The organism is Nocardioides sp. CCNWLW216 (assembly GCF_037120545.1).
Classification (GTDB): Bacteria; Actinomycetota; Actinomycetes; order Propionibacteriales; family Nocardioidaceae; genus Nocardioides; species Nocardioides lianchengensis.
In genome coordinates, this window is the sequence record NZ_JBBBBJ010000002.1 from 357,548 (window position 1) to 376,687 (window position 19,140).

Below are 19,140 nucleotides of genomic sequence, written 5' to 3' on the forward strand. Positions count from 1 at the left end.
GCCGGACGTTAACGATGTAGCGTTCTGCTTCATGCTGGAGTACGACCTGAGCGGCTCGGATCTCGGCGCGGTCCGGTTCGCGATCTCGCCGGTCAACGAGCTGGCGTTCTCACTGCGCGCCTGGCGCGACCCGGGCCGGTTCCCGCTGCAGCTGCCGTGGCTCACCGCGACCCAGCGCGCCCGGGAGGGGCTCGACGGCGACCTGCTGGTGGCCCTGACCAACACCCGCCTGGGCCTGCCCGACTTCCTCACGCCCCGGCCGCGCACCCCGTTGGAGCGCCTGGAGGACGAGCTGGCCGTCGTCGCCGCGACGCCGCTCGACGTCGTCCGCGCCGACTTCGCCGAGGTCCACCCCGAGGGCCTGCCCGGCCCGCTCCGGGGTCCGACGGCCCGCGTCCTGGGTCGGATCGTGGCCGAGCTCGCCGACTACTGGGCCGTCGCCCTGGCCCCGTGGTGGCCGCGGATGCGGGCCGTGCTGGAGGCCGACGTCGTGCACCGCGGGCGGACCACCGCCCGCGCCGGCGTGGCGGCGATGTTCGCCGACCTCGCCCCCGACGTGACCCTCACCGGCGACGTCGTCCGGGTGCAGGGCGGCAGTGCCGTGCTCCGCCGCCGGGTCACCGCGGGCGACGGGCTCACGCTGGTGCCGACCCTGTTCACCCACCGGACCGCCGGCCCGTTCGACCCGGACGAGGCACCGCTCCTCGTCTACCTCGCCCGCGGCACCGGCACCGTCTGGCAGCCCGATCGCACCGGCGGGCCGGCGGCCCTGGCCGCGCTCGTCGGCGACGTCCGCGCCGGCCTGCTGGCCGCCCTGGAGTCACCCGCCTCGTCGACCGAGCTCGCCGTACGGCTCGGCGTGACGACATCGGCGGTGAACCAGCACCTGCGCGCCCTGCGCGCGGCCGGATGGCTCACCTCGGCCCGGCACGGGCGCTCCGTGCTCTACCTGCGCTCCGAGCTCGGGGACGCGCTGCTGGCAGGATCGACCTCCGGATGACCCCTCGACGCCTCGGACGCCGCCCCCTCCTGCTGGCCGGACCCCTCGGCCTGCTGGCCGGCTGCGCGGACGATGACCTGACGCCGCCGAGGACGCCGACGCCCGCGCCACCGGCCGCGCCGGCGCCGTCCACCCGGATCCCCGGACTCGCCCGCCTGGAGCGTCGCAGCGGTGCCCGGATCGGCGTCCACGTCGACCCCCCGTCCGGGCCGCTCGCGCACCGCGCCGACGAGCGGTTCGCGCTGTGCTCGACCTTCAAGACCGTGCTCGCGGGAGCCGTCCTGGCCGGCGACCCGGAGCCCGACGCCTCGCTCCGGGAGGACCTCCGGCGAGCGGTCAGCGACAGCGACAACGACGCCGCCAACCGGCTGATCGACCGCCTCGGCGGACCGGAGTCGGTCACCCGGTTCGCCCGTGGGCTCGGGGACGACGTCACCCGGCTCGACCGGCGCGAGCCCGACCTGAACTCCGCGGTCCCGGGCGACCCGCGCGACACGACCAGCCCGCGCGCGATCGCCGCGACCTACCGCACCCTGGTCCTGGGCGACGCGCTCCCCCGCGGCGCCCGGGACCTGCTGACCGACCTCCTGGTCGGCAGCACGACCGGGGCCGAGCGGATCCGCGCCGGACTCCCGGAGGACTGGTGGGTCGGCGACAAGACCGGCACCGGCGGCTACGGCAGCACCCACGACGTGGCGGTGGTCCGTCCGCCCGGCGGCGAGGCGTTCGTCCTCGCCGTCTACACGTCGTACGACGACCCGGCCGCCGAGCCGGACCAGGACCTGGTCGCGGCCGTCGCGCGCCTGGTGGTCAGCGCAGCAACCGGTCCAGCAGGCTCGCGGCGCTGACCCCCGGCACGTCGAGGGCGGTCCGCGCGGCGAGCGTCGCGACGCCGTGCACGCCCGCCCACCGCGCGACCGCGTCGAGCTCGTCGCCGGGCAGGTGCGCCCGGCAGGCGGCGACCCAGGCGTCGAGCAGCGGCAGGGTGTGGGCGCGCAGGCCGAACCCGGAGCCCACCACCAGGTCGTGACGGGTCATCAGGTCGAACGCGTGCGGATGGGCGACGGCGTACCCGACGTAGGCCTCGGCCATCGCGCGCGGCTCGGCCGCGACGGTGGCCAGGACGGTGGCCAGCTCGTCGGCGACGTCACCCGCGAGCCGGGCGAGCAGCAGGGCCAGGGAGGGGAAGTGCCGGCGCGGGGCGCCGTGGCTGACCCCGCACCGGCGAGCCACCTCGCGGATCGTGACCGCGTCGGCGCCCGCCTCGTCGAGCAGCGCGCGCGCCGAGGCCACCAGCCGGACGTCGAGATCGGAAGGCATGTAGACAGTGTCTACCATCGGCGGGTGACCGCCGTGCTGCTGCTGACCCTCAGCGCGGCGCTGCACGCCTGGTGGAACTTCCTGGTCAAGCGCTCCGGCACCGCCGACGTCCTCTTCGTGTGGCTGTACTGCGTCCTCGCCGCCCCGGTGGCCGTCGCCGTCCTGCTGGTCACCGGACCGGGCCCGGCGTGGTGGGCGGCCCTGGTCAGCATGCTGCTGCACACCGGCTACGCGATCACCCTGCAGCGGGCGTACTCCGGCGCGGACCTCGGCGTCGTCTACCCGGTCAGCCGGGGCGCCGCCCCGGTCCTCGTCCTGGCGGTGAGCGCGCCGTTCGTCGGGGTCCCGAGCGCCCCCGAGCTCGTGGGGATCGTCCTGGTCGTCGCCGGGCTGGCCCTGATGAGCGGACCGGTCCGGCCCGGCGCGGGCGGCCTCGCGGCGGTCGTGGCCGGCCTGGGCGTGGCCGCGTTCATCACGGCGTACACCCTCTGGGACGCGTTCGCGATCACCTCCCTCGACGTCGCGCCGCTCCCCTACCTCGCGGTGAGCTCGCTGGCCCAGGCCGTGCTGCTGACGGTCGTCGCCCTCCCCCACCGCGCCCGGGTCCCCGCCGTCACCCGGACGCACTGGCGCGCCGCGCTCGCGGTGACCGTGCTGGTGCCGGCCGCCTACGGCCTGGTCCTGGTGGCGATGGAGCTCGCGCCGCCCGCCGTGATCGCCGCCGGCCGGGCGCTCAACGTCGTCTTCGCGGCCCTGGTCGGCATCTGGCTGCTGCACGAGCCGCGCACGCCGCGCACCCTGGGCGGCACCGCCGTGATCGTCGCGGGCGCGCTGGCCCTGGCCCTCTGAGGGGCTCTGTGACGACGCGCTACTCGCCGGTGAACAGCGGCATCGGCTCGTGCGCCACCCCGGCCGCGAGCAGGGACGGGTCGAGGGCGAGCTCGCGCAGCACGTCCACCGGGACCTGCCAGTCCGCCGTCCCGACGTCCGCGCCCCGGACGTACTCCGACGCCCGGGTGCTCACCTCGTCGGCCGAGTCGACCGAGACGACCCGCGACCAGGCGAAGGTGCTGGGATCGCGGCCCTCGACCTCGGCCAGGGTCAGCAGCCGGGGTGAGTCGCCCCCGATCTGCGAGATCGGTCCCACGCTGACCGTCAGCAGCGAGCCGTCCTCCAGGGTCGTCTCGTTGCAGTCCGCGAGGGTGCCGCGGGCGAGTCCGGCGGCGCACGCACCCTCGAACGGATAGTTCTCGCGGTCCTCCTCGGCGAAGCCCCCGACGGTGAGGTTGACCTGCGGGGTGCCGGCGGGGCGGTAGTCGAGCAGGAAGACCTGCGCGGCCGGGTCCCCGACCCCGACCGGTCGTCCGAGCACGTCGTTGACGCTCCAGCGCGGCGCGCCCAGCGCACCGACGTACGGCGTGAGGGCGTCGGTCGCGACGGCCTCCATCACCTGGTCGAGCGGCCCCGTGCGCAGCACCGGCGCCGGCCGGTCCTGCGCGACCGGGCCGGGGTCGTCCCCACGACCGACCACCCCGGAGCCGCCGAGGGTCGCGACGGCAGCCACCGCCAGGGCGCCCACGCCGGCGACCAGGGCGCGCAGACGGGTGGTCTGGCGGCGGCCCGTGCGGATCGCGTCGGCGGCGGTCACCCGCGCGGCCGGCGGATCGGCGAGGCGCTCGCGCAGCAGGGTCGAGAGCTCGTGCTCGGTCATCAGGGGCTCCAGGGCTCGGTGAGGGTCGGGAGGTGACGGCGCAGCGTGGCGATCGCCTTGGCGGTATGGCTCTTGACCGTGCCCTCGGCCAGGCCCAGGGCCGCGGCGGTCTCCGCGACGGAGCGGTCGTCGACGAACCGCAGGGCGACCACCGCCCGCTGCTGGGCCGGCAGGGTCGCCAGGGCGGCCTCCAGGTCCAGCGGCGTCTCGGGCTCGACCACCGCCCGCTCGGGCAGGTGCTCGGCGACGACGTCGCGCGGGCGTCGGGTCGTCCAGCTCAACGACTCGTTGACGACGGCTCGGCGCACGTAGGCCTCGAGCCCGTCGGGCCTGATCCGGGGCCAGGCCCGGTAGACCTTCACGAACGCCCGCTGGGTGACGTCCTCGGCGGCGTACCAGTCCCGGGTGACGACGTAGGCCACCCGACGCAGGGCCGCGACGCGCGCACCGTAGAACTCGGTGAACTCCGCGTCCCGGTCGCCTCGCTGCTGCATACCGTTCATACTCCGCCGACCCCGCGGCGGGTTCACCTCACTCCACGACGTGTCCGTGCGGACGCCCGGGATCGTCGTACGCCGGCTCCGGGACGCCGGCCCGCAGCGCCTCCAGCTGGGCGCAGACCGCGACGCCGTAGAAGAACGAGACGGCGGCGGCCAGGGCCCACAGCAGCAGGGCGACGATGCCCGCGAGGGGGCCGTAGGTGGCGCCGAACGAGCCGCTGAGCCCGACGTACGCCGCCAGTGCGCCGGTGGCCACCATGCTCAGCGCGACCGCGAGGGTGCCGCCGAGGGCCAGCCAGCTCAGTGCGGGCTGGCGGCGCCGCGGCGCGTGGTCCAGCAGGACGGCGATCGCCAGCACCGCGAGCGCGACCCCGACCGGCCAGCGCGCGATGTTCCAGGCCAGCCGGGTGCCGTCCGACCAGCCGTAGGACTCGGTCATCGCGGCGCCGAACGCGTGCCCGCCGACCAGGAGCAGGAAGCCCAGGCCGACCGGCAGGGCGAGGAGCGCGGTGAGCACCGCCGCGCGGCCGTACTTCTGCAGCGCCGGCCGGTCGCGCCGGATGCCGTAGATCCGGTTGGCGCCCCGCTCGACCTGGGCCATCGCGGTGGTCATCGAGGCGAGCGAGAGCAGCAGCCCGAGGCCCAGGGCCAGCTCGCCGGCGTCCTCGCTGCTCTCGTCGCCGGCCACCGCGGACGCCAGCGCGTCGCCGGAGCCCTGACCGGGCGAGATCCCGTCGATGGTTCGCGCCACCACCGTCGAGACCCGCTCCTCGTCGAGGTCGGCGGCCAGCCCCGTGAGCGCGAGCAGGAACGGCACCAGCGCCAGGCAGGCCTGGAGCGCGAGCGCACGCGAGCTGCTGAAGCCGTCGCCGTACCGGAACCGCACGAAGGCGCTGACCGCCACCGTGCGCAGCCCGTGCTTGCGCGCGAGGTGCCAGGCGTCCTCGGCGTCGAGCTCGTCGCCGTCGAGCTCGGTGGTCACGGGGACCGTGCGGGCGGTGGTCACGCCGAGAGAGTGCCCGCGCAGGCCTCAGGGCACGCGGCGCAACCAGTCCGGGTCGCCGAACTTCGAGACCGCCAGCTCGTCGGCCTCGGCCAGCGTCGCGTCGTCGACCGCCCGCCGGCCCAGCCCGTACGACGCCTCGAAGTGGCCGAGCATCGCGTCGACCACCTTCGCGCGGGTCAGACCGGTCTGGCTGCGGATCGGGTCGACCCGCTTGGCCGCGCTGACGTGCCCCTTGTCCGACAGCTTCTCGCGCCCGATGCGCAGGATGTCGAGCATCTTCGAGGCGTCCATGTCGTAGGACATCGTCACGTGGTGGAGCACGGCCCCATTGGCCAGCCGCTTCTGCGCGGCGCCGCCGATCTTGCCGAGCGGCGAGGCGATGTCGTTGAGCGGCACGTACGACGCGTCGACGCCCAGCTCGCGCAGCGCGCGGATCACCCACGCGTCCAGGAACGCGTAGGACTCGGCGAAGCTCAGCCCCTCGACCAGGGTCGCCGGGACGTAGAGCGAGTAGGTGATGGTGTTGCCGGGCTCCACGAACATCGCGCCGCCGCCGGAGATCCGTCGTACGACGGTGGCGTCGTGGCGGGCGGCCGCGTCGAGGTCGACCTCGTTGGAGAGCGACTGGAACGAGCCGATGATCACCGCGTTCGAGGCCCACTCCCACACCCGCAGACTCGGCGGGCGGGTGCCGTCGCCGACCTGCCGGGCCAGCACCTCGTCGAGGGCCATCTGCACCGGCGGGTGCAGCGGCCCGGTCACGACCAGCTCGAAGGCGTGGTCGTGCCAGCCGGTGCTGCGTCCGAGGGCCCGCAGCACGGCCAGCGCGACCGCCCGGGCGTCGAACCCGACGAGCACGGCGGCGCCCGCGGCTCGGTCGACGGCCTCGGTCAGCGCGCCGAGCGGCGCGTCCACGGGCTGACCCTCCAGCGCGTCGGACATCCACCCGAGCGCCTCGTCGGGCTCCAGGAAGAAGTCGCCCGAGAGGACGACGTCGCGCAACCGGCCCTCCACCACGTCGACGTCGGCGATCACGAGCTTGCCGCCGGAGACCTTGTACTCACCGTGCTTCCTCACACTGGAGCGAACACCGCCGGCCGCCGTTTCATGCCGCTCGTACCGTGGGGACCATGGCCACGATCGAGCTGACCGCCGAGAACTTCAGCACCCACGTCGAGGGCGACGACATCCTGCTCGTCGACTTCTGGGCCGGCTGGTGCGGCCCCTGCCGCCAGTTCGCCCCGACCTACGAGGCCGCCTCGGAGGCGAACCCCGACATCGTCTTCGGGTCGATCGACACCGAGGCCCAGCAGCAGCTCTCGGCCGCGGCCGGCATCCAGTCGATCCCGACGCTGATGGCCTTCCGCGAGGGCGTGCTGGTGTTCTCGCAGGCCGGCGCCCTGCCGGCCCCCGCGCTCGACCAGCTCATCGAGGCCGTGCGTGGTCTGGACATGGCCGACGTGCACCGGCAGGTCGCGGAGCAGCAGACCGCCGGCTGAGGCGGTCCGGTGGTTGGATCGGCCCATGGAGCCGATCCGCCACGTCGTGAGCGTGGCCAGCACCGCCGCGGACGCGTTCACGGTCTTCACCCGTGGCATGGGCGAGTGGTGGGACCCGGAGTACTCGCCGGACCCCGCCGCCTTCACCGGCATCGTGGTCCCGCCGGAGGTGGGCGGAGCGGTCGAGCTGCTGGGCGACAGGCGGTCCGTGTTCGGGGCGGTCACGGCCTGGGAGCCGGGCGTGCGCTACGCGCAGACCTTCTGGCTGGCGATGGACCCGGCCCACCCCTCGACCATCGAGGTGGGGTTCGTGGACGTCGACGGCGTCTGCGAGGTCACCTTCGAGCACGGCGGGTGGACCACCGCGAACGGCGAGGCCCGGGCGAGGTACGGCGACTGGCCGCACCTGCTGGGCCGCTACGCCGCGGCCTGTGCCGGCACCTAGGAGCGGGGCTCCTCGGGGTCCCGGGGCTCCTCGTCGTCGACCGGGCCGAACACGCCCGCCTTGCGGTTGGCCTCGGTGCGCTTGAGCTGCTTGGTGAGGAAGTAGCCGAGCACGGCCACGGCCAGGATCAGCCCGATGAAGATCACGAAACCGGGCCAGCCGGCCACCACGTCCTCGTCCTCGGGCACGGGGTCGCTGGTGAGGATCGTGGCGGCGACGAGGAGCAGGTGCTGCATGACGGCCACCCTCTCAGACGGGGTCGGTGATGCCGGCGAACAGGTCGTCCTCCGGGGTGGTGGACGGGACGTGACTCACGACGAGCTCGAAGTCCTCGGTGGGCCAGACCTCCTCCTGGAGCTCGCGCGGGATCGCGAACCAGAAGCCGTCGGGGTCGATCTGGGTGGCGTGGGCCAGCAGCGCCTGGTCGCGCACGCCGAAGAAGTCGGCGCACGGGACCTTGGTGGTCACCCGCGCGTCCCACTCGGGCTCGGGCTTCCACTCCTTCAGCCGCTCCGCCCAGGGCGACTCCAGCCCGTGGGCGAGCATCGCGTCGTGCAGCCGCTGCATCCGGTCGCGGTTGAACGAGTGGTGGTAGTAGAGCTTCAGGACCTGCCACGGCTCGCCGAGCTCGGGGTAGCGCTCGGGGTCGGCGGCCGCCTCGAAGGCGTACACGCTGATCTCGTGGCACTTGATGTGGTCGGGGTGCGGGTAGCCGCCGCGCTCGTCGTAGGTCGTCATGACGTGGGGACGCTGCTCGCGGATCAGCCGGACCAGCGGCGCAGCCGCCTCCTCCAGCGGCACCAGCCCGAAACAGCCCTCCGGGAGCGGGGGCTTGGGGTCGCCCTCGGGCCAGCCGGAGTCGACGAACCCGAGCCAGTCCTGCTTGACGCCGAGGATGTCGCGGGCGCGCTCCATCTCCTGACGCCGGATCTCGGTGATGTTCTCGAGGATGTCGGGGCGCTCCATCTTGGGATTCAGGATGGAGCCGCGCTCGCCGCCGGTGCAGGTCACGACGTGGACGTCGACGCCTTCCGCGACGTACTTCGCCGTCGAGGCGGCGCCCTTGCTCGACTCGTCGTCGGGGTGGGCGTGGACATGCATCAGCCGGAGGCCCGACCGGGGGTGCTGCGACATGGTCTCCATCGTAGGTGCGACCATGGACGGGTGACCCCGCAGGACTCCTCCACCGCCCTCGCGGAGCGGTACGGCGCCCCCGCGCCCTGGCGTCGACGCGTCCTCTGGGCCGTCAGCGCGGCGGTCGCCGCGGTGTTCCTGGCCTGGCTCGCGTGGACGATCGCCGACCAGTCGACCAAGCCCGTCGACTCCGACCTGGTCTCCTTCGACGTGGTCGACGAGCACACCGCGACCGCCGTGGTCGACGTGCGGGTCGCCGACGACGCGACCGACGTCTCCTGTCTCCTCCGGGCGTTCGCCGAGGACCACAGCGTCGTCGGCGAGCGTGCCTTCACCCCCGAGCCGGGCGACCCGAACCGGATGGAGGAGTCGGTCCGCACGGAGCGGAGAGCCACCTCGGTCGAGTTCCTCGGCTGCACCGCCGAGGGCCAGGCCCGCCCCAGCTGACACCTCGGCCTGAGACCCAGGTCACGCGTCGACCTGCTTCCTCGGGGGCAGGTTGCTAGACTCATCCGTCTGAGCCGTCCCGCCGGGCTGTCCAGATGAGGCCCCGCGACTTCCGGGACAGTGCCACGTGGTGGCCGACCGGAGCGGACGCCACACCCCGATCCCCGGCGGGCTCGTCCCGTCGTACCCCCCAGCAGTGCAGGAGCATCGCCATGACCCAGTCGACCGAGCAGGGCACCATCTGGCTGACCCAGGACGCCTTCGACAAGCTCCAGAAGGAGCTCGAGGACCTCAAGGGACCCATCCGCCAGGAGGTCATCGCCCGGATCAGCGCCGCGCGCGACGAGGGTGACCTGAAGGAGAACGGCGGCTACCACGCCGCCCGTGAGGAGCAGGGCAAGGTCGAGGGCCGGATCCGCCAGCTCGAGGACATGCTGCGCCGCGCCCAGGTCGGCGAGACGCCCCCCAACGACGGCGTCGTCGAGCCGGGCATGGTCGTGACCTACAAGTTCGTCGGCGATGACGACGACGAGGCCGAGACGTTCCTGCTCGGCGCTCGCGAGATCGAGCCCGAGGACCTCACGGTCTACTCCCCGCAGTCACCGCTCGGCTCGGCCATCAACGGCCACAACAAGGGCGAGACGGTCAGCTACGAGGCGCCCAACGGCAAGGAGCTCAAGGTCGTCATCCTGGACGCCGTGCCCTACACGGGCTGAGACTCAGGCACCACCCAACACCCGGTAGCCCCGCCCCCGCAGCCGCTCCAGCAGCAGTGCGGTGTGCGGGGCTCCGCGCGTCTCCAGCTGCAGGTGGACCTCGACCTCGTCGAGGTTGAGGGACGGCGAGATCCGCTCGTGGACCACCTCGAGGACGTTGGCCCCGGCAGCGCCCACCTCCCCCAGCAGCTGGGCCAGGCCGCCCGGGGTGTCGGGGACGGTGACGTGCAGGTTGAGGTAGCGGCCGGCGGCGGCCATGCCGTGCCGGATCACCTTGCCGAGCAGCAGTGGGTCGACGTTGCCGCCGGAGAGCACCGCGACCGCCGGGGTCCGGAAGCGGCCGGGCTCGTCGAGCATCGCCGCGACGGCGGCGGCACCGGCGGGCTCGACGACCATCTTCGCCCGCTCCACCAGCGCCAACAGCGCCCGGGAGAGGTCCTCCTCGGAGACCGTGAGGATCTCGTCGACGTGATCGCGTACGGCGGCGAAGGTGATGTCGCCGGGCAGCCCGACGGCGATCCCGTCGGCCATCGTCTGCATTGACTCCAGGGCGACCGGCCGACCGCTGGCCAGCGAGCCCGGGAAGGCCGCCGCACCGGCGGCCTGCACCCCCACCACCCGTACGTCGGGCCGCAGCTCCTTGACCGCGATCGCGATCCCGGCGAGCAGCCCCCCGCCGCCGGTCGGCACCAGCACGGTCTCGACGTCGGGCGCCTGCTCCAGGATCTCCAGCCCGGCCGTGCCCTGGCCGGCCACGATGTCGACGTGGTCGAAGGGGTGGATCAGCACCGCCCCGGTCTCGTCCGCGAAACGTCGGGCCGCGACGAGCGCGTCCTCCAGGTAGCGACCCTCGAAGACCACGTCGGCGCCGTACCCGCGGGTGGCCTTCTCCTTGGGGATCGGCGCACCCTCGGGCATGAAGACGGTCGCCCGGATGCCGAGCAGCTGGGCGGCCAGCGCGACGCCCTGGGCGTGGTTGCCGGCCGAGGCCGCCACCACGCCGCGTGCGCGCTCCTCCGGCGAGAGCCGGCTGATCCGGACGTAGGCGCCGCGGGCCTTGAACGAGCCGGTGCGCTGGAGGTTCTCGCACTTCAGCGAGACCGGGCCGCCGGCGAGCGCGGAGAGCCAGCGCGACTCCTCCATCGGGGTCGTGATGGCCACGCCGTCGAGGACCTCGCGGGCCGCGACGATGTCGGCCAGGGTCACGCTCATCGCTGCTCCTGCGGGATCTCCGGGGTCTCCCCCGTCTCCTCGTAGTCCTCGGCCAGCTCCTCGATCGGATCGTCCCCGGGGTCGGTGTTGGCCGCCAGGTGCTCGCCCACGGCGTTGACAGCCGCGGCCAGCGGCACGGCCACCAGCGCCCCGGCGACACCACCGACGAGCACACCGACCGCGATGGCGATGATGACGCCGAGCGGGTGGATGGAGACCCAGCGACCCATCAGGAACGGCTGCAGGACGTGCGCCTCCAGCTGCTGGACGCCGATGATCACGGCGAGCATCAGCAGCGCGGTCACCGGTCCCTGGTCGACCAGGGCGACCAGCACCGCGACGATGCCGGCGACCGTGGCCCCGATGAGCGGGACGAACGCGCCGAGGAAGACCAGCACGCCGATGGCGAGCACGAACGGGACCCCCAGGACGGCGGCACCGATCGCGATGCCGATCGCGTCGACCAGGGCGACCACGACCGTGGCCCGTACGAACTGGGTCAGCGAGATCCAGGCCACCCGCCCCGAGCTGTCGACCTGTGCGCGGGCCGCCCGCGGCGTGAGCCGGACGATCCAGGACCAGATCCGGTTGCCGTCGGAGAGGAAGAAGTACGTCGAGAACAGCGCGATGAACAGGCCCGCGAACACGTGCCCGACCGCGGTGGTGACCTCGGTGACCCGGGCCGCGATCTCACCGCCCTGGGACTGCTGGGTCAGCGTCTCCTGGGCCTGCTGCAGGTAGTCGTTGATCTGCGAGTCGCTGGCGTGCAGCGGGCCGTCCTTCAGCCAGTCGCGGATCTCCCCGATGCCCTGGGCGCTCTGGTCGACCAGGTCCGTGGCGCCGCTCGCGATCTGCTGCCCGGCGAGCGTCAGCAGCGCGGCGACCGCCGCGATGAAGCCGATGACCACGACGAGCGAGGACAGGCCGCGGGGCAGGCCCAGCCGGCGGTTCAGCAGGTCGACGAGCGGGACGACCAGCGCGGCGAGCAGCAACGCGATCACCACCGGGAGGACCACGACCGAGAGGAAGGCGACCGCCTTGGCGACCACCGCCGCGGCCACCACGATCACGATGAACCGCCAGGCCCAGGCGGCGGTCAGGTCGAGCCCGTGCGGCACCTGCCGGGTCGAGAATCCGTTGCCGCCGGCAGCCACGATCCGGGTCTCGGGGAGCGCGAGCGCGCGCTCGCGCTCCTCGCGCAGCTGGGCCCACTGGTGGGCCAGGCGCTGCGGGAGCCGTTCGTCGTCGTCCCGCTCCGGACGGATCCGGCGGGTACGGCGCCAGCGCGAGTCCTCGGGCTGCTCGGCGGGCTGGTCGTCCGGCTGCTCGGGATCGTCGCTCACCCGCACAACGTAACCGGATCGTCGGGGGCTAACCCTCCAGGGCGCGCTCCAGGTCGGCGACCAGGTCGTCGGCCGTCTCGATGCCGACGCTGAGCCGGACCAGGTCGGCCGGGACCTCCAGGTCGGTGCCGGCCACGCTGGCGTGGGTCATCCGGCCCGGATGCTCGATGAGCGACTCCACGCCACCCAGCGACTCGCCCAGGGTGAACACCTCGGTGCGGTCGCAGACCGCGAGCGCCTGGGCCTCCCCGCCGGTCACCCGGAAGGACACCATCCCGCCGTACCGCTTCATCTGCCGGCTCGCGACCTCGTGCCCGGGGTGGCTCTCGAGGCCGGGGTAGATCACCTCGCCGACCGACGGGTGGGCGGAGAGGAACTCGACGACGCGCTCGGCGTTGTCGCAGTGCCGGTCCATCCGGACGGCCAGCGTCTTCAGGCCCCGGTGGGTCAGGAAGGCGTCGAAGGGGCCGGGGACGGCGCCCATCGCGTTCTGGTGGAAGCCGACCTGCTCGGCGACCTCGAGGTCCTTGACGACCAGGGCGCCCCCGACCACGTCGGAGTGGCCGCCGACGTACTTGGTCGTGGAGTGGACGACGACGTCGGCACCGAGGGCGAGCGGCTGCTGGAGGTACGGCGACGCGAAGGTGTTGTCGACGACCAGCAGCGCGCCGGCGTCGTGCGCGAGCGCCGCGAGGGCCTCGATGTCGCCGATGTTGAGCAGGGGGTTGGTGGGCGTCTCGACCCAGACCAGCTTGGTCGTCCCGGGGCGGATCGCGGCCGCGACCTTCTCCAGGTCCGACACCGGCGCGGGCGTGTAGTCGATGCCCCAGACCCGCTGCACCTTGTCGAAGAGGCGCCAGGTGCCGCCGTACGCGTCGTTGGGGAAGACCACGTGGTCGCCCGGCTTCAGCACCGACCGGACGAGGGTGTCCTCGGCGGCCAGCCCGGAGGCGAACGCGAACCCGCGCTCCCCCTCCTCCAGCGCGGCCAGCGCGCCCTCGAGGGCGGTGCGGGTGGGATTGCCGGAGCGGCTGTACTCGTAGCCGCCGCGCAGCCCGCCCACGCCGTCCTGCTTGTAGGTCGACGTCGCGTAGATCGGTGGGATCACCGCCCCCGTCGTCGGGTCCGGCTCGTAGCCGGCGTGGATGGCGCGGGTCTCGAAGCCGGACTTGTGCCGGTGCTGCTGCTCGCTCACCCGGTCGAGGCTAGCCGCCGCCCGCGGGAACGATCGGTCCGCCTCCGGTGTTGCACACTTGCAAGCTCAACTCCCCCTTGAAGGAGGGCCCGTGAACCTGTTCCGCAAGTCCGCACTGGTCGACCCCGAGCAGACCCTGCCCGGACGCAGCGAGAGCCCGTTCGCCCTGAGTGACCAGCACGTCGTCCTGGGGACCCCGGTGATCACCGACCCCGAGTCCGGCACCGTCCCGGACGGCTACGAGGTCGCGTTCCTCGGCCTCGGCTGCTTCTGGGGCGCCGAGGAGATCTTCTGGCAGAAGGACGGGGTCTGGTCGACCTCCGTCGGGTACGCCGGCGGCACCACCCCGCACCCGTCGTACGAGGAGGTCTGCAGCGGTCGTACCAACCACACGGAGGCCGTGCGGGTCGTCTTCGACCCGGCGAAGGTCTCGTACGCCGACCTGCTGAAGACGTTCTTCGAGGTGCACGACCCGACCCAGGGCATGCGCCAGGGCAACGACGTCGGCACGCAGTACCGCTCGGCGATCTACTACACGACGCCCGAGCAGGAGCAGACCGCCCGCGAGCTGACGAAGGTCTACGGCGACGAGCTGAAGCGGCGTCGGCTGGGTGACATCACCACCGAGATCCGCCCCGCCAGCGAGACGCCGTACTTCTATGCCGAGGAGCAGCACCAGCAGTACCTCGCGAAGAACCCGTTCGGCTACCGCTGCCACGCCAACACGGGCGTGAAGTTCCCGCAGACCGCCTGATCGCTCACCCCGACGGCCCCGCACCTGCTGGTGCGGGGCCGTTCACGACTGGTCGAGCCACACTGTCGTATCCACCCCTCCCCGTTCGTAGCGTGGGTGGAGGCGGACGACGGGTCCGCCCGAGCGAAGGAGCCCCAGCGATGCCCCAGTACCTCCTCTACTTCAACCAGCAGTGGGTCGGCGACCACACCGAGGAGTGGTTCCGCGGGCGGGTCGAGCCCTCGATGGCCGCCCTCGAGGAGATGAAGGCGGCGGGGGTGTACGTCTTCGCCGGAGGGCTCGAGGAAGGGGCACCGGTCTACGCGGTCGACCCGACCGGCGCCGACACGCTGGTCACCGACGGCCCGTTCGTCGAGACCAAGGAGTTCCTGGGCGGCTTCACGGTCGTGGACGTGCCGGACGACGAGACCGCGAAGCACTGGGCGGCGCGGATCGCCGAGGGCTGCGGCTGGCCGCACGAGGTACGACGGTTCGGCTCGCCGCCGCCCGCGTAGGTCAGGCCAGGCCCACCAGCGCCGCCGACCGCGCCCAGAGCCCGTCGATGATCGCCTGGTCGCTCGCCTGCCGGTTCTCCCGACCGTCGGGGGTGAAGCGGCTGAAGTAGCGGCCGTTGATCTCGGGGTCCGGGCCGCGCTCGGCCAGCGCGACCAGCGGGGCCGCGCCGTCGGGGACGCTGATCGTGGCGAACCGCTTCAGCGGCGAGCGGTAGAGCAGCCCGACGAGCCACGAGTCGCGGCCGAAGGAGCTCCCGACCGGTCCGGGGTGGACGGCGGCGGAGAGGATGCCGTCGCCGGTCCAGCGCTGGGCGATGCCGCGGGTGAAGACGATGTTCATCAGCTTGCCGGTGCCGTAGGCCGGGAACTCGATCGCCCGGCGACGCTCGTAGTCGAGGTCGTCGAGGACGATCCGGCCCATCAGGTTGCCGATGCTGGAGGTGTTGACGACCAGCGACAGCCCGGCCGCGACCAGCTGCGGACGCAGCAGGTTCGTGAGCAGGAACGGCGCCAGGTGGTTGATCTGGAAGTTGGGCTCGTGGCCGTCGTGGGTGCGCTTGGACGGCGCGAAGGTGCCGCCGGCGTTGTTGACGAGCACGTCGATGGCCGGCGCCCGCTCGGCGACCTGGTCGGCGAGGCGTCGTACGTCGTCGAGCCGCGAGAAGTCGGCGACGAGTGGCTCGGTGCCGACCGCCTCGGCGACCGGCCGGAGCTTCTCGGCCGAGCGCCCCGTGACGTGGACCGTCGCGCCCCGGGCGTGCAGCGCCCGGGCGGTCTCGGCCCCGATCCCGTCGCTGGCCCCGGTCACCAGGACGGTGAACCCGGCCATGCTCTGCTCGCTCATGAGCCGAGCGTAGTGACCTGTGGGAAGACCCGGGCCGCGTGGAAGATCGTCTCCGAGAGCACCACCACCAGGTGGGTCTCCACCAGGGGCTCGCCGTAGACCGGGACCGTGGCGCGGGCCCGCACCTCGCCGTCCGCCTCGTCCATCTCGAACGAGACGACCTCGATGCCGTGGTTGGCCCGGTTCAGGAGCCGTAGGACCTCGTCCCGGCGCTCCTCGGCGACCGGCTCGCCGAGCACCGCGAAGCAGGTGATGAGCTCGCGCTCGTCGTCGGCGGCGACCACCAGGGCGTAGCGCGGCGGCCCCTCGATGACCGTGCTGATGGCACCGCCGTCGGGCATCCGCTCGAAGTCCCAGGTGTTGGCCCGCAGGATCGACTCGGCAGCGTCGAGCAGCCCCACCCTCAGAACCCGGTCTTCGACACGAGCTTGGTGACCCACTTGAAGCCCTTGGGCGTCTTGTCCCGCTTGGCGCGGTACTCGACGTACTTGGTCAGCTTGGCGGTCGCGTCGGCCTGCGAGGTGCCGCTCTGGCGGGCCTGGAGGTACTTGGCCGCGCCCTTCGCCGACGACAGGTTGCGCGACGACTCGCTCTCGACGTCGCCGCTCGCCACCTGCCGGACCAGGTCGAAGTTGGTGTTGAACAGGGCGGTCATGTCGGTGAGGGCCTGGGTGATGCCGTCGCTGATCGCAGCGATGATGGTCGGCCGGTTGGTGTTCAGGTAGCCCAGTGCCCCCGCGTTGTCGCGGTGGGCCTGCATGAACTTCGTGAGGAACGCGCCGATCGGCCCCAGCCGCTGCTGCAGGTCGATGAGCATCTCGAGGTAGCCGATCTTGCTGCCGAGATCACCGTCGACGACCTTGTTGCCCGAGCGGCCCGTCCGAGTCTTGCCCTTCGTCGACTTGGAGTCGTTGTCGATCGTGTTGACCTTGCCGGGCAGCAGCCCGGCGCTGGCCTGGTAGAAGAAGTTGCCCAGGTTGACGTTGCCGCCGACCAGCCGGTCGGTGTTGCCGAGGAACGCGTCGGACACCATGATCCGGCCGGTGTCCTTCAGGGCCTGCTCGTTGCCGAGGAACTCCGTCGCCTCGTCGTTGCTGAGGGTCTGGATGGACTTGCCGCCCATCTTCTCCATGATCAGGTAGGCCTTGGCGCCGTTGATCTGGTCGGTCACCTCGGTGTCGGACCGGGTGCCCTCGGCGGTCATCAGCAGCCGCTCGAGGACGTTGGCCTGCGGGGTGCCCTTGGCGTAGCGGACGGTCTTCGGCGCCGGCATGTTCATGCCCTGGGACATGAAGTCGTTGGCGTACTCGACCGTGCCGGTCGAGTTGAGCGGCTTCACCACGACGTCTCGGTCGGGCCCGACGAAGAACACGCCGGCAACGCCCTCGCCGGACCGACGTACGCGCTCGCCGTCCCAGGTCGACGGGTTGTCGGTGTAGGCGAGCCGGTGCAGCATCCGGTGGGCACCGCCACCGGTCTGGCGGGTGTGCGCGAGCTCGTGGGCGAGCACCCGCTCGCCGGCCGGCGTCTCGGGGGCGAACTGACCCCGGTCGAAGAACACGTCGGACCCGACCGTGAACGCCCGGGCCGAGACCGAGCGCGACAGGTCGGCCGCGCCCGCGTCGTCGTGGATGCGCACCGACGAGAACGACCCGCCGAAGGCGCCCTCCATCCGGCGGCGTACGTCGCCGGGCATCGCCCGGCCCTGGCCGACCCGGCTGGTGATCGCGTCGCTCGTCGCGGCGTCCAGCTCGCCCCCGGCCGCGCCGACCACCGGACTGGAGCCGGCGGGCGCGGGCGCGGCGAGGCGGTGGACGCACCCGGCGCCGTGCTGGTGGGCGTCGGCCTCGGGTGCCAGCCGGGACAGGGCCGCGTCGGCGACCCGGTCCGCGTCCACCTCGGCCCGGTCGTCGGCCGCGCCGACGACCAACGACGGGAGCGGCACCGGAGCGACGGGCGTCGCGGCCTCGACCTCCACGTCGCGCCGGACCTCCACGGACGAGGTCTCCTGCTCGGGCCGGCGCAGGCCCTGCTTGGTCGATGCGGTCATGACACTCCCCGGAGGATCGGTGGGGTCCCCCCGCGGAGCCCGGACTCACCGCCCAATGATCGGCAGGATCCCACGACGCGACCGTCCCCTCAACGTGGCCTAGATGGCTCCGGCCGCGAGGAGGCGCGGAGGTGGGCGCGCTGCCCCTGCCGGCCGATGAGGCTGAGGAACTCCACCGGTCCGGCCGACGTCGCGCCGAACCAGTGCGGGGTGCGGGTGTCGAACTCGACGGCCTCGCCCGGCTGCAGGAGCAGGTCGTGCTCGCCGAGGACCAGGCGCAGGATGCCGTCGAGGACGTAGGCCCAGTCGTGGCCCTCGTGGGTGCGCAGGTCGGGCTCGGCGTCGTCGCGGCCCGGCGGGAGGACGAACTTGTAGGCCTGGATCCCGCCGGCCCGGCGAGTGAGCGGCAGCACGGTGGTCCCGTCGGCTGTGACGACCGGTCGCAGGTTGACACGGGGATTGCCGGTGGGAGGTGCGTCCACGAGCTCGTCGAGGGTCACCCCGTGGACGCGGGCGAGCGGCAGCAGCTGCTCCAGGGTCGGGCGGCGCAGACCGGCCTCGAGACGGGACAGGGTGCTGGTCGAGATGCCGGTCTCGGCGGCGAGGTCGGCGAGCGTGACCCCGCGGTGCTCCCGCAGCCGGCGCAGCCGCGGACCGACGGCGTCGAGCGTGCGGTCGATCGGATCCTCGGTCATCGGCGTTTCCATTCGGCAACAACGTTTGCTGGTGAGCGCCCAGGGTCGCACGATCGTCGGGTGAGCGGACACCAGCACGACCACGGACACGACCACCAGCACGAGTTCGACAAGGCCTACTGGGAGCGGCACTGGCGCGAGGACCGGCCCGCCGCCCCCACTCCCCTCCCAGCGAACCCGTACCTCGAGCGCGAGCTCGCCGACCTGAGTCCCGGTACGGCGCTCGACGCCGGCTGCGGGGCCGGCGCGGAGGCGATCTGGCTGGCCGCCCACGGCTGGCGGGTCACCGCCGCCGACATCTCCGCCGAGGCGCTGGGCCGGGCCGCCGGGCGCGCGGCCGCCGCCGGCGTCGACGGGGTGGGCTGGGTGGAGGCCGACCTGAGCAGCTGGACCCCGGCGACGTCGTACGACCTGGTGACGACCCACTACGCGCACCCGGCGATCCCGCAGCTCGACTTCTACGACCGGCTCGCGGGCTGGGTGGCGCCGGGCGGCACCCTGCTCGTGGTGGGCCACCTGCACGGGCACCACCAGGACCACGGGCACGGCGACCAGCCGCCGGACGCGGCGACGGCGACCGCTGCCTCGATCACGGCCCGCCTGGACGCCGCGTCCTGGGAGGTGGCGACTGCCGAGGAGCTCGCCCGGACGGTGGACCGGCCGGGCGGCGCGCCGATGACGCTGCACGACGTGGTCGTGCGCGCGACCCGTCGTCCCTAGGGTCGACCTCGGGGGTCGGCCAGGGCTGATCCCGATGGGGCGACGGCGTCCGACG

General features: G+C 73.1%; 24 protein-coding genes. 10 read left to right on the top strand and 14 right to left on the bottom strand.

Annotation, left to right across the window (positions count from 1 at the left end; translation table 11 throughout):
• The first annotated feature begins 31 nt into the window (after positions 1–31).
• On the top strand, positions 32–1,000 hold the full coding sequence (locus V7S47_RS06185) for an ArsR/SmtB family transcription factor (RefSeq protein ID WP_336560746.1): 969 nt from the start codon (positions 32–34) through the stop codon (positions 998–1,000).
• On the top strand, positions 997–1,848 hold the full coding sequence (bla, locus tag V7S47_RS06190; protein WP_336560747.1) for a class A beta-lactamase: 852 nt from the start codon (positions 997–999) through the stop codon (positions 1,846–1,848). Before V7S47_RS06185 ends, bla begins: the two co-directional genes overlap by 4 nt.
• Here bla and V7S47_RS06195 read toward each other — a convergent pair.
• A complete protein-coding gene (locus V7S47_RS06195; RefSeq protein WP_336560748.1) occupies positions 1,811–2,320 on the bottom strand; it encodes a TetR/AcrR family transcriptional regulator in 510 nt (169 codons plus the stop codon). The genes bla and V7S47_RS06195 overlap by 38 nt on opposite strands.
• 24 nt (positions 2,321–2,344) lie before the next feature.
• Here V7S47_RS06195 and V7S47_RS06200 point away from each other — a divergent pair, with 24 nt between their 5' ends.
• Positions 2,345–3,169, top strand: coding sequence for a DMT family transporter (locus tag V7S47_RS06200; RefSeq protein ID WP_336560749.1), 825 nt, complete (start codon positions 2,345–2,347; stop codon positions 3,167–3,169).
• Positions 3,170–3,188: 19 nt separating this feature from the next.
• On the opposite strand, the gene V7S47_RS06205 is transcribed toward V7S47_RS06200, so the two are convergent.
• Genes V7S47_RS06205 through V7S47_RS06220 form a run of 4 tightly spaced genes read right to left on the bottom strand, consistent with a single transcriptional unit; the run spans position 3,189 to position 6,614 of the window.
• Positions 3,189–4,031, bottom strand: coding sequence for a hypothetical protein (locus V7S47_RS06205; protein ID WP_336560750.1), 843 nt, complete (start codon positions 4,029–4,031; stop codon positions 3,189–3,191).
• Positions 4,031–4,525 (bottom strand): SigE family RNA polymerase sigma factor, encoded by a 495-nt coding sequence (locus V7S47_RS06210; RefSeq protein ID WP_336560751.1) that lies wholly within the window; start codon positions 4,523–4,525, stop codon positions 4,031–4,033. Before V7S47_RS06210 ends, V7S47_RS06205 begins: the two co-directional genes overlap by 1 nt.
• 37 nt (positions 4,526–4,562) lie before the next feature.
• Positions 4,563–5,537, bottom strand: coding sequence for a YhjD/YihY/BrkB family envelope integrity protein (locus V7S47_RS06215; RefSeq protein WP_336560752.1), 975 nt, complete (start codon positions 5,535–5,537; stop codon positions 4,563–4,565).
• Positions 5,538–5,561: 24 nt separating this feature from the next.
• Positions 5,562–6,614: a lipoate--protein ligase family protein gene (locus V7S47_RS06220; protein ID WP_336560753.1), complete on the bottom strand. Its 1,053-nt coding sequence runs from the start codon at positions 6,612–6,614 to the stop codon at positions 5,562–5,564.
• A 53-nt stretch (positions 6,615–6,667) separates the two neighbouring features.
• Here V7S47_RS06220 and V7S47_RS06225 point away from each other — a divergent pair, with 53 nt between their 5' ends.
• Both V7S47_RS06225 and V7S47_RS06230 read left to right on the top strand, forming a co-directional pair.
• A complete protein-coding gene (locus tag V7S47_RS06225; RefSeq protein WP_336560754.1) occupies positions 6,668–7,036 on the top strand; it encodes a thioredoxin family protein in 369 nt (122 codons plus the stop codon).
• A gap of 25 nt (positions 7,037–7,061) precedes the next feature.
• Complete coding sequence (locus V7S47_RS06230; protein WP_336560755.1) at positions 7,062–7,481, top strand: SRPBCC domain-containing protein; 420 nt, start codon at positions 7,062–7,064, stop codon at positions 7,479–7,481.
• On the opposite strand, the gene V7S47_RS06235 is transcribed toward V7S47_RS06230, so the two are convergent.
• The gene (locus V7S47_RS06235; protein ID WP_139175573.1) at positions 7,478–7,717 is read right to left on the bottom strand and encodes a hypothetical protein; all 240 of its coding nucleotides are present in this window, start codon (positions 7,715–7,717) and stop codon (positions 7,478–7,480) included. The two genes, V7S47_RS06230 and V7S47_RS06235, sit on opposite strands and share 4 nt — an antisense overlap.
• A 13-nt stretch (positions 7,718–7,730) precedes the next feature.
• On the bottom strand, positions 7,731–8,624 hold the full coding sequence (gene mca / locus V7S47_RS06240) for a mycothiol conjugate amidase Mca (protein ID WP_442945331.1): 894 nt from the start codon (positions 8,622–8,624) through the stop codon (positions 7,731–7,733).
• A 21-nt stretch (positions 8,625–8,645) separates the two neighbouring features.
• On the opposite strand from mca, the gene V7S47_RS06245 reads away from it, so the two are divergent.
• Both V7S47_RS06245 and greA read left to right on the top strand, forming a co-directional pair.
• Positions 8,646–9,062, top strand: a complete 417-nt coding sequence (locus V7S47_RS06245) for a DUF4307 domain-containing protein (protein WP_336560757.1) — start codon at positions 8,646–8,648, stop codon at positions 9,060–9,062.
• A gap of 212 nt (positions 9,063–9,274) precedes the next feature.
• Positions 9,275–9,778 carry a transcription elongation factor GreA gene (gene greA / locus V7S47_RS06250; protein WP_090858200.1) on the top strand — a complete coding sequence of 168 codons (504 nt, stop codon included), beginning with the start codon at positions 9,275–9,277 and terminating at the stop codon, positions 9,776–9,778.
• A 3-nt stretch (positions 9,779–9,781) separates the two neighbouring features.
• On the opposite strand, the gene ilvA is transcribed toward greA, so the two are convergent.
• The 3 genes from ilvA to V7S47_RS06265 are packed head-to-tail and all read right to left on the bottom strand — an operon-like array spanning position 9,782 to position 13,528.
• A complete protein-coding gene (gene ilvA, locus V7S47_RS06255; protein WP_336560758.1) occupies positions 9,782–10,990 on the bottom strand; it encodes a threonine ammonia-lyase in 1,209 nt (402 codons plus the stop codon).
• The gene (locus V7S47_RS06260; protein ID WP_336560759.1) at positions 10,987–12,333 is read right to left on the bottom strand and encodes an AI-2E family transporter; all 1,347 of its coding nucleotides are present in this window, start codon (positions 12,331–12,333) and stop codon (positions 10,987–10,989) included. Before V7S47_RS06260 ends, ilvA begins: the two co-directional genes overlap by 4 nt.
• A 28-nt stretch (positions 12,334–12,361) precedes the next feature.
• Positions 12,362–13,528, bottom strand: a complete 1,167-nt coding sequence (locus tag V7S47_RS06265) for a cystathionine gamma-synthase (RefSeq protein WP_336560760.1) — start codon at positions 13,526–13,528, stop codon at positions 12,362–12,364.
• A 91-nt stretch (positions 13,529–13,619) separates the two neighbouring features.
• Here V7S47_RS06265 and msrA point away from each other — a divergent pair, with 91 nt between their 5' ends.
• The gene (gene msrA / locus V7S47_RS06270) at positions 13,620–14,282 is read left to right on the top strand and encodes a peptide-methionine (S)-S-oxide reductase MsrA (RefSeq protein ID WP_336560761.1); all 663 of its coding nucleotides are present in this window, start codon (positions 13,620–13,622) and stop codon (positions 14,280–14,282) included.
• A 140-nt stretch (positions 14,283–14,422) separates the two neighbouring features.
• The gene (locus tag V7S47_RS06275) at positions 14,423–14,776 is read left to right on the top strand and encodes a YciI family protein (RefSeq protein ID WP_336560762.1); all 354 of its coding nucleotides are present in this window, start codon (positions 14,423–14,425) and stop codon (positions 14,774–14,776) included.
• Between the two features lies 1 nt (position 14,777).
• Here the strand turns inward: V7S47_RS06275 and V7S47_RS06280 are convergent, their stop codons facing one another.
• The 4 genes from V7S47_RS06280 to V7S47_RS06295 form a co-directional block, all read right to left on the bottom strand.
• Positions 14,778–15,620, bottom strand: coding sequence for an SDR family NAD(P)-dependent oxidoreductase (locus V7S47_RS06280; protein ID WP_336560763.1), 843 nt, complete (start codon positions 15,618–15,620; stop codon positions 14,778–14,780).
• A complete protein-coding gene (locus V7S47_RS06285) occupies positions 15,617–16,021 on the bottom strand; it encodes a YbjN domain-containing protein (RefSeq protein ID WP_336560764.1) in 405 nt (134 codons plus the stop codon). Before V7S47_RS06285 ends, V7S47_RS06280 begins: the two co-directional genes overlap by 4 nt.
• 2 nt (positions 16,022–16,023) lie before the next feature.
• Positions 16,024–17,670, bottom strand: a complete 1,647-nt coding sequence (locus V7S47_RS06290; RefSeq protein ID WP_336560765.1) for an eCIS core domain-containing protein — start codon at positions 17,668–17,670, stop codon at positions 16,024–16,026.
• 89 nt (positions 17,671–17,759) lie between these two features.
• Positions 17,760–18,365 carry a helix-turn-helix domain-containing protein gene (locus tag V7S47_RS06295; RefSeq protein WP_336560766.1) on the bottom strand — a complete coding sequence of 202 codons (606 nt, stop codon included), beginning with the start codon at positions 18,363–18,365 and terminating at the stop codon, positions 17,760–17,762.
• Between the two features lie 60 nt (positions 18,366–18,425).
• Here V7S47_RS06295 and V7S47_RS06300 point away from each other — a divergent pair, with 60 nt between their 5' ends.
• A complete protein-coding gene (locus V7S47_RS06300) occupies positions 18,426–19,085 on the top strand; it encodes a class I SAM-dependent methyltransferase (RefSeq protein ID WP_336560767.1) in 660 nt (219 codons plus the stop codon).
• Positions 19,086–19,140: the final 55 nt, after the last annotated feature.

Bases quoted from the DNA above. Each gene is read 5' to 3' on its own strand.
- V7S47_RS06195 (WP_336560748.1), bottom strand. From the start codon at position 2,320: ATGCCTTCCGATCTCGACGTCCGGCTGGTGGCCTCGGCGCGCGCGCTG.
- V7S47_RS06235 (WP_139175573.1), bottom strand. From the start codon at position 7,717: ATGCAGCACCTGCTCCTCGTCGCCGCCACGATCCTCACCAGCGACCCC.
- V7S47_RS06230 (WP_336560755.1), top strand. From the start codon at position 7,062: ATGGAGCCGATCCGCCACGTCGTGAGCGTGGCCAGCACCGCCGCGGAC.
- V7S47_RS06295 (WP_336560766.1), bottom strand. From the start codon at position 18,365: ATGACCGAGGATCCGATCGACCGCACGCTCGACGCCGTCGGTCCGCGG.
- V7S47_RS06275 (WP_336560762.1), top strand. From the start codon at position 14,423: ATGCCCCAGTACCTCCTCTACTTCAACCAGCAGTGGGTCGGCGACCAC.
- V7S47_RS06290 (WP_336560765.1), bottom strand. From the start codon at position 17,670: ATGACCGCATCGACCAAGCAGGGCCTGCGCCGGCCCGAGCAGGAGACC.
- V7S47_RS06185 (WP_336560746.1), top strand. From the start codon at position 32: ATGCTGGAGTACGACCTGAGCGGCTCGGATCTCGGCGCGGTCCGGTTC.
- ilvA (WP_336560758.1), bottom strand. From the start codon at position 10,990: ATGAGCGTGACCCTGGCCGACATCGTCGCGGCCCGCGAGGTCCTCGAC.
- greA (WP_090858200.1), top strand. From the start codon at position 9,275: ATGACCCAGTCGACCGAGCAGGGCACCATCTGGCTGACCCAGGACGCC.
- V7S47_RS06225 (WP_336560754.1), top strand. From the start codon at position 6,668: ATGGCCACGATCGAGCTGACCGCCGAGAACTTCAGCACCCACGTCGAG.
- V7S47_RS06280 (WP_336560763.1), bottom strand. From the start codon at position 15,620: ATGAGCGAGCAGAGCATGGCCGGGTTCACCGTCCTGGTGACCGGGGCC.
- V7S47_RS06205 (WP_336560750.1), bottom strand. From the start codon at position 4,031: ATGACCGAGCACGAGCTCTCGACCCTGCTGCGCGAGCGCCTCGCCGAT.
- bla (WP_336560747.1), top strand. From the start codon at position 997: ATGACCCCTCGACGCCTCGGACGCCGCCCCCTCCTGCTGGCCGGACCC.
- V7S47_RS06210 (WP_336560751.1), bottom strand. From the start codon at position 4,525: ATGCAGCAGCGAGGCGACCGGGACGCGGAGTTCACCGAGTTCTACGGT.
- mca (WP_442945331.1), bottom strand. From the start codon at position 8,624: ATGGAGACCATGTCGCAGCACCCCCGGTCGGGCCTCCGGCTGATGCAT.